General features: G+C 57.4%; 6 protein-coding genes and 2 pseudogenes. 5 read left to right on the forward strand and 3 right to left on the reverse strand.

Annotated elements, in window-relative coordinates; all coding sequences use genetic code 11:
• The 3 genes and pseudogenes from NBG71_RS17115 to NBG71_RS17125 all read left to right on the forward strand — a co-directional run.
• Positions 1-75 (forward strand): annotated as a pseudogene (locus tag NBG71_RS17115) (IS6 family transposase); the annotation flags it as partial.
• Positions 76-80: 5 nt separating this feature from the next.
• Positions 81-563, forward strand: coding sequence for a Mu transposase C-terminal domain-containing protein (locus tag NBG71_RS17120; RefSeq protein ID WP_001044207.1), 483 nt, complete (start codon positions 81-83; stop codon positions 561-563).
• Positions 564-565: 2 nt separating this feature from the next.
• A complete protein-coding gene (locus NBG71_RS17125) occupies positions 566-1426 on the forward strand; it encodes a TniB family NTP-binding protein (RefSeq protein ID WP_000344784.1) in 861 nt (286 codons plus the stop codon).
• A gap of 50 nt (positions 1427-1476) precedes the next feature.
• Here NBG71_RS17125 and NBG71_RS17130 read toward each other — a convergent pair whose 3' ends face one another.
• Complete coding sequence (locus NBG71_RS17130; protein ID WP_000287615.1) at positions 1477-3021, reverse strand: IS3 family transposase; 1545 nt, start codon at positions 3019-3021, stop codon at positions 1477-1479.
• Positions 3022-3143: 122 nt separating this feature from the next.
• Here NBG71_RS17130 and istA point away from each other — a divergent pair, with 122 nt between their 5' ends.
• On the forward strand, positions 3144-4667 hold the full coding sequence (istA, locus tag NBG71_RS17135) for an IS21-like element IS1326 family transposase (protein ID WP_001324342.1): 1524 nt from the start codon (positions 3144-3146) through the stop codon (positions 4665-4667).
• On the forward strand, positions 4654-5439 hold the full coding sequence (gene istB / locus NBG71_RS17140) for an IS21-like element IS1326 family helper ATPase IstB (protein WP_000983249.1): 786 nt from the start codon (positions 4654-4656) through the stop codon (positions 5437-5439). The genes istA and istB overlap by 14 nt, the downstream gene beginning before the upstream one ends.
• A gap of 534 nt (positions 5440-5973) precedes the next feature.
• Here the strand turns inward: istB and NBG71_RS17145 are convergent.
• Together NBG71_RS17145 and NBG71_RS17150 are read right to left on the reverse strand one after the other, a co-directional pair.
• Positions 5974-6474, reverse strand: coding sequence for a GNAT family N-acetyltransferase (locus NBG71_RS17145; RefSeq protein WP_000376623.1), 501 nt, complete (start codon positions 6472-6474; stop codon positions 5974-5976).
• 127 nt (positions 6475-6601) lie between these two features.
• Positions 6602-6705: pseudogene (locus NBG71_RS17150) on the reverse strand (sulfonamide-resistant dihydropteroate synthase Sul1); the annotation flags it as partial.

A 6705-nucleotide genomic window follows, 5' to 3' on the forward strand; every position in this document is an offset into this window, starting at 1 on the left:
GGCCAGGCCTCAGCATTTTATTATGGTGATCCCCTGGGCGAAATGCGCCTGGTAAGCAGAGTTTTTGAAATGTAAGGCCTTTGAATAAGACAAAAGGCTGCCTCATCGCTAACTTTGCAACAGTGCCCGCCGATGCGCTCAAGCCGTGGATTGCGCGGCGTGAACGCTGGCCGTCCTTTCTGATCCGGCGCGATCCGCGCGACATCAGCCGTATCTGGGTCCTGGAACCGGAGGGACAGCATTACCTGGAAATTCCCTACCGTACCTTGTCGCATCCGGCTGTCACCCTCTGGGAACAACGGCAGGCGCTGGCGAAACTGCGGCAGCAAGGGCGCGAACAGGTGGATGAGTCGGCGCTGTTCCGCATGATCGGCCAGATGCGTGAGATTGTGACCAGCGCGCAGAAGGCCACACGCAAGGCGCGGCGTGACGCGGATCGCCGCCAGCACCTCAAGACATCAGCTCGGCCGGACAAGCCCGTTCCGCCGGATACGGATATTGCCGACCCGCAGGCAGACAACTTGCCACCCGCCAAACCGTTCGACCAGATTGAGGAGTGGTAGCCGTGGACGAATATCCCATCATCGACCTGTCCCACCTGCTGCCGGCGGCCCAGGGCTTGGCCCGTCTTCCGGCGGACGAGCGCATCCAGCGCCTTCGCGCCGACCGCTGGATCGGCTATCCGCGCGCAGTCGAGGCGCTGAACCGGCTGGAAGCCCTTTATGCGTGGCCAAACAAGCAACGCATGCCCAACCTGCTGCTGGTTGGCCCGACCAACAATGGCAAGTCGATGATCGTCGAGAAGTTCCGCCGCACCCACCCGGCCAGCTCCGACGCCGACCAGGAGCACATCCCGGTGTTGGTCGTGCAGATGCCGTCCGAGCCGTCCGTGATCCGCTTCTACGTCGCGCTGCTCGCCGCGATGGGCGCGCCGCTGCGCCCACGCCCACGGTTGCCGGAAATGGAGCAACTGGCTCTGGCACTGCTGCGCAAGGTCGGCGTGCGCATGCTGGTGATCGACGAGCTGCACAACGTGCTGGCCGGCAACAGCGTCAACCGCCGGGAATTCCTCAACCTGCTGCGCTTCCTCGGCAACGAACTGCGCATCCCGTTGGTTGGGGTAGGCACGCGCGACGCCTACCTAGCCATCCGCTCCGATGACCAGTTGGAAAATCGCTTCGAGCCGATGATGCTGCCGGTATGGGAGGCCAACGACGATTGCTGCTCACTGCTGGCCAGCTTCGCCGCTTCGCTCCCGCTGCGCCGGCCTTCCCCAATTGCCACGCTGGACATGGCTCGCTACCTGCTCACACGCAGCGAGGGCACCATAGGGGAACTGGCGCACTTGCTGATGGCGGCGGCCATCGTCGCCGTGGAGAGCGGCGAGGAAGCGATCAACCATCGCACACTCAGCATGGCCTGTTGAGTTGCATCTAAAATTGACCCACTGGGGGTGCGGACGATTTCTTGGACGGTTTATACGGACATCAATCCGACCGCATGACGATACTCGATGGGACTACGCCCGCCAAGCGACACTTTGATGCGGCGCTCGTTGTACCAGTGGATATAGGCATCGATTCGCGTCATGAGGTCTTTCAGCGTCACGTGCTGCCAATTCCTCGGGTAGATTAGTTCGGTCTTCAATCGTCCGAAAAAGCCCTCGCATGCAGCATTGTCTGGCGAGCAGCCCTTTTTGGACATCGACCGCGTTAATTGGGCATTTTCAGTGCGGCGGATCCACGCAGGCCAGCGATAATGCGAGCCCCTGTCCGAATGGATAACCGGATGCTCACCGGGTCGCAGTGTCCGTACCGCGTGATCCAGCATGGTATTGACCAGGTTCGCATCCGGGCTGGTGCCGATATTCCAGGCCACCACCAGCCCATCGAAGCAATCGACGATCGGCGAGACGTAGACCTTCCCTGCCGGAATGTGTATTTCCGTCAGATCGGTCAACCATTTCGTATTCGGCGCCGACGCGTGAAAGTCGCGATTCAGCAGATTCGGGACCGCTGGTGTCGGGTCGCCAGCATACGCCGAGAAGCGCCGGCGGCGCGGTGTTCTCACGACCAGACGCTCTTGCGCCATCAAGCGACGCACGACCTTCTCGGACACACGCATGCCACCAAGGCGCAAGGCACTATCAATGCGTCGATAGCCATAGCAGCGGTAGTTGTCCTCGAAGATAGTCCGAATGACCTCACGCACCTGCGTGTACTTGTCGGGCCGCGTCTGCCGCAGGCGTTGATAGAAGTATGTGCTGCGCGCCAGCTTCAGGCCGCACAACAGATTGGCTAATGGAAACGTGACTCTGAGGGCATCAACCACCTTCGTTTTTTCTCGGCTTGTCAGTTCGAGGGGGTTGATGCCCATGTCTTTTTTTATCAATTCACTCGCCTTCTCCAGAATTGCATTCTCCATGCGAAGCCGCTGGTTCTGGCTCTCCAGTTCGGCCAGTTCCCTGAGTAGTGCCTCATGCCGCTGCTCGAGCGAGGTGTCACCTTTCTTCTTTGTCATGGGTTTTAGGGGCACTTTGCCAAGTAATCGATGCTGCCAGTTATACAACGTTGGTCGCGATACACCGACAGTGTCGGCCACATCCTTTGCCGAACCTACGCGCAGGTTCAGTGCAATGACGGCTTGCTGCTTCTCGAGGCGAGAGCGGGCGACTGTGGGAGCGCTGCTGCCGACGACCGTCCTAGCGAATTCAGGGCGTAAATCACGGATCCAGGCACGCAAGGCCTCGCGGCTTGGGTAGCCCAGGCTTCGGATTGTGTGACTCAGGCAGTAGCCTTGTTCGATATAGTGATCTACTGCCCGTTGCTTTTGCTCATCGGTGTACTGCCGTTTTATCCGTTGATAGCCTCGGCGAAGATCCTGATTCCGTTCGAATTCTGCCAACCAGGCCTTCAGCGAGTTCTTGGTGGGGTATCCCAGCTGCCGTAGTGTGGCGCTCATCCGGCGCCCAAGCTTCAGGTACAACCTCACGGCTCGAAGGCGATCTTCATACGAATACATGAACTACTCCTAAAGTAGTCCAAGATTTTGTCCGCACCCCAACTTAGGGTAAAGATTTGCGTCGAAATTTGACCCACGTATGACACTGTTTCCCGTCTGGATATGGCGGGAGAAATCAAGGAGTGATAAACGTGGCGATATTGAGCGCAATTCGACGCTGGCATTTTCGCGATGGTGCGTCGATTCGGGAAATAGCCCGACGAAGCGGCCTGTCCAGGAACACCGTTCGCAAGTATTTGCAAAGCAAGGTGGTTGAACCGCAGTACCCAGCGCGAGACAGCGTTGGCAAGTTAAGTCCTTTTGAGCCCAAGTTAAGGCAGTGGCTCTCCACCGAGCACAAAAAGACAAAGAAGCTGCGCAGAAACCTGCGCAGCATGTACCGGGATTTGGTCGCTTTGGGCTTTACCGGGTCTTATGACCGAGTGTGTGCCTTTGCCCGACAGTGGAAAGATTCCGAACAGTTCAAGGCGCAAACCTCGGGCAAGGGTTGTTTCATCCCCTTGCGCTTTGCTTGTGGCGAAGCCTTCCAATTCGATTGGAGTGAGGACTTTGCCCGCATAGCGGGCAAACAGGTCAAACTTCAGATTGCCCAGTTTAAGTTGGCCCACAGCCGGGCCTTTGTGCTTCGGGCTTACTACCAGCAAAAACATGAAATGCTGTTTGATGCCCACTGGCATGCCTTTCAAATCTTCGGTGGCATTCCCAAGCGCGGCATCTACGACAACATGAAGACCGCTGTGGATTCGGTGGGGCGTGGCAAAGAGCGCAGGGTCAATCAGCGGTTCACTGCCATGGTCAGCCACTACCTGTTTGATGCGCAGTTCTGTAATCCAGCATCGGGTTGGGAGAAAGGCCAGATTGAGAAGAACGTGCAGGATTCCCGCCAACGCCTGTGGCAAGGGGCACCAGACTTTCAAAGCCTTGCTGATTTGAATGTGTGGCTTGAGCATCGCTGCAAAGCGCTGTGGTCTGAGCTGCGCCACCCCGAATTGGACCAAACCGTGCAAGAGGCCTTTGCCGATGAACAAGGCGAGTTGATGGCGCTACCCAATGCCTTTGATGCATTCGTGGAGCAAACCAAGCGAGTCACTTCAACCTGCCTTGTTCACCACGAGGGCAATCGCTACAGCGTTCCTGCCAGTTACGCCAACAGGGCCATCAGCCTTCGGATTTATGCAGACAAGCTGGTGATGGCTGCCGAAGGCCAACACATTGCCGAGCATCCAAGATTGTTTGGCAGTGGCCACGCTCGGCGTGGCCACACACAATACGACTGGCACCATTACTTGTCTGTGCTTCAGAAGAAACCTGGGGCGTTGCGCAATGGTGCGCCATTTGCTGAATTGCCACCCGCGTTCAAGAAGCTTCAATCCATCTTGCTGCAACGCCCCGGCGGTGACCGTGACATGGTGGAAATTCTGGCCCTTGTATTGCACCACGATGAAGGTGCGGTACTCAGTGCTGTGGAATTGGCATTGGAGTGTGGCAAGCCATCGAAGGAGCATGTGCTTAATCTGTTGGGACGTTTGACCGAAGAACCTCCACCCAAACCGATTCCAATTCCCAAGGGGTTAAGGCTGACATTGGAACCACAGGCCAACGTGAACCGCTATGACAGTTTAAGGAGAGCCCATGATGCAGCATGAAGGCCATGTGAGAATCCTCAAATCCTTGAAACTCTTTGGCATGGCACACGCCATTGAGGAGTTGGGCAATCAGAATTCACCAGCATTTAATCAAGCCTTGCCCATGCTGGACAGCTTGATTAAAGCTGAAGTGGCAGAGCGTGAAGTACGTTCGGTGAACTATCAATTGCGGGTGGCCAAGTTCCCCGTGTATCGGGACTTGGTGGGCTTTGACTTCAGTCAAAGCCTGGTTAATGAGGCCACGGTCAAACAATTGCACCGGTGCGACTTCATGGAACAAGCCCAGAACGTGGTGCTGATTGGTGGGCCAGGCACAGGCAAGACTCACCTGGCCACAGCCATTGGTACACAAGCAGTGATGCACTTGAACCGACGGGTGCGTTTCTTCTCCACCGTGGATTTGGTCAATGCACTGGAGCAAGAGAAATCATCTGGGCGTCAGGGACAAATCGCAAACCGTCTGTTGTATGCCGATTTGGTGATTCTGGATGAGCTGGGATATTTGCCTTTTAGCCAAACCGGTGGGGCACTGCTGTTTCACCTGCTCTCAAAGCTGTACGAAAAAACCAGCGTGATACTGACCACCAACTTGAGCTTCTCGGAATGGAGCCGAGTGTTTGGCGATGAAAAGATGACAACAGCGTTGTTGGACCGACTAACCCACCACTGCCACATCCTGGAAACCGGCAATGAAAGTTACCGCTTCAAACACAGTTCAACTCAGAATAAGCAGGAGGAAAAACAGACCCGCAAACTGAAAATCGAGACATAATTCTGACAACAAGGGGTGGGTCAAAATTCAATGCAAATCCCGGGTCAAATTTGGGTGCAAATCAACAGCGTGGGTTTGATCACGTGTCGAAACCCTGGCGTACCCCACCAACATGCTGTTCTCCTCTCAAAACACTTAGAAACGTAGATCGGTGAGAGATCGGAAGCGAGAGGCAGTTTTGAGAGACCTTCAACCTTCGGCAGACTGTCGGCTTTGGTATCTCTCATAAACGGATGTTTTTGAGAGAACTATCTTCGGCCTTCACACGCACGAAAGGCGGCGAAGCTCCGCCGTTAATCCGTCCGCCGGAGATCTCGCCCAGGCAGGCTGAAGGCCGAGCAAGCCTGACAGGCCCGAAAAGCCCGGCACGGGCGTCGGCGGCGATGACGGCGGCGGCATTATCCAGGGTTGATGATGGAAGTGGAGGATATCGACAACCTCTCGCGCAACCAAGACATCGCGGTCGGACTGCAAGTGATCTTGAAGCCACGGGCCCGTCCCACCCCGACATGGACCTCGATGCCCGAACGGACGTTAGATTTCGAGTTCTAGGCGTTCTGCGATGAAGGTTGGATCCCAGCCGGGATTGAAAGTGTCGACGTGGGTGAATCCGAGCCGCTCGTATAGGCCACGCAGGTTCGGGTGGCAGTCGAGCCGCAGCTTGGCGCACCCCTGCGTTCGCGCGGCATGGCGGCAAGCCTCGATCAGCGCGGAGCTGACACCCCGGCCCGCATGTGTCCGTCGCACCGCGAGCTTGTGCAGATATGCGGCCTCCCCCTTGAGGGCGTCGGGCCAGAACTCGGGATCCTCGGCCGACAAGGTGCAACAGCCGACGATGCCGTCGCTGCAACTCGCGACTAGGAGCTCGGATCTCAGGACGAAGGTCTCCGCGAATGTCCGGTCGATCCGCGCGACGTCCCAGGCGGGCGTTCCCTTGGCGGACATCCACGCCGCAGCGTCGTGCATCAGCCGCACAACCTCGTCGATATCACCCGAGCAGGCGACCCGAACGTTCGGAGGCTCCTCGCTGTCCATTCGCTCCCCTGGCGCGGTATGAACCGCCGCCTCATAGTGCAGTTTGATCCTGACGAGCCCAGCATGTCTGCGCCCACCTTCGCGGAACCTGACCAGGGTCCGCTAGCGGGCGGCCGGAAGGTGAATGCTAGGCATGATCTAACCCTCGGTCTCTGGCGTCGCGACTGCGAAATTTCGCGAGGGTTTCCGAGAAGGTGATTGCGCTTCGCAGATCTCCAGGCGCGTGGGTGC

Source organism: Proteus sp. FZP2095 (genome assembly GCF_023701425.1).
In the GTDB taxonomy this organism is placed as follows: domain Bacteria; phylum Pseudomonadota; class Gammaproteobacteria; order Enterobacterales; family Enterobacteriaceae; genus Proteus; species Proteus cibarius.